Genomic DNA, 1,333 nt, shown 5'->3' with positions numbered 1-1,333 from the left:
TGAACCGTCCTGGGTCTGGTGGAGACCGTGATCTCACCAGGAGAATACGGATATGGGAGCACCACGGAAGTTCGACCAGGAGACCCGTGAGCGGGCGGTGAGGATGTATCGGGATCGGCTTGCCGAGCCCGGCGAGTCCAAGTCAGGAGCGCGTCGTCATGTCGGGGAGTTGCTCGACATCAATCCGGCGACGCTACGCAACTGGATCGAGAAGGACACTCCGATCGTCTCCGGATCGGGGACGACGGTGGCCGCCCATGACGCGGAATTGCGTGAACTTCGGCGGGAGAACGCCGAATTACGTAGAGCCAATGAGATTTTGAAGACAGCGTCGGCGTTTTTCGCCGCGGCGGAGATCGACCGCCGACTTCGTTGATCGTCGAGTATATCGACGCTCACCGCGACCAGTTCGGGGTCGATCCGATCTGCCGGGTACTCACCGAGTACGGAATGCAGATCGCCCCGTCCACCTACTACGCCCACAAACAACGGGGCACGATCTCGGCAGCGACGCTGTCCGAGGCGTATGCCGCGCACGCCGTCTACCAGCAGTTTGAGAAGAACCGCTGTGTGTATGGGGTGCGCAAGATGTATCACGCGATGTGGCGTGCCGGTCACATGATGGGACGCGACCAGGTCGGCCGGCTGATGGGGATCTGCGGAATCTCCGGAGCGGTTCGTGGCTCGCATCGCATCACTACGACCCGTCGCGACGACCAGGCGCCTCGTTTCCCTGATCATGTTGAGCGGCAGTGGAATACACCCACACATCCCGATCAGTGGTGGGTCGCCGACTTCACCTACGTGTGGACATTGGCCGGGTTCGTCTACGTGGCGTTCCTCGTCGATGTGTTCTCACGGCGCATCCTCGGATGGCGGGTCATGACCAGCAAGCACACACCGTTGGTGACCAGTGTGGTCGAACAAGCACTGTTCACTCGACGGAGATCCGGATTCGCTTTCACACCAACGGGTTTGGTGCATCACAGCGATGCGGGAAGTCAGTACACGTCGTTGGCGTTCACCGCCGCCTTGACCGAGGCCAACATCACCGGTTCCATCGGATCGGTGGGCGATGCTCTCGACAATGCGCTCATGGAATCGGCGATCGGCCTCTACAAGACCGAGTTGATCGACACCGGCCGCACCTGGACCGATCGGGGCCACGTCGAACGAGAGACCGCCGCCTACATCCACTGGTTCAACACCGAGCGACTGCACTCGTCTCTGGGCTACTGCTCACCCATCGAATACGAGACGCGCTACCGTGACACCGTCGCCTCCGAGGCGGAGGTGGCCTGAACCAGGTCTCCATCCGATCCAGGACGGTTCA

General features: G+C 61.2%; 1 protein-coding gene and 1 other annotated feature. The gene reads left to right on the top strand.

Going from position 1 to position 1,333, the window contains the following annotated elements:
- Positions 1-52 precede the first annotated feature (52 nt).
- A protein-coding gene (locus OSB52_RS24610) for an IS3 family transposase (RefSeq protein ID WP_266063961.1) occupies positions 53-1,302 on the top strand; the annotation gives its coding sequence in 2 pieces (ribosomal slippage) (positions 53-344 and positions 344-1,302; 1,251 coding nt in all).
- Positions 334-465, top strand: a sequence feature (AL1L pseudoknot). Its footprint overlaps the gene before it by 132 nt.
- Positions 1,303-1,333: the final 31 nt, after the last annotated feature.

The organism is Gordonia aquimaris, assembly GCF_026262595.1.
Classification (GTDB): Bacteria; Actinomycetota; Actinomycetes; order Mycobacteriales; family Mycobacteriaceae; genus Gordonia; species Gordonia tangerina.
This window is presented reverse-complemented; position numbering and strand designations above follow the sequence as displayed.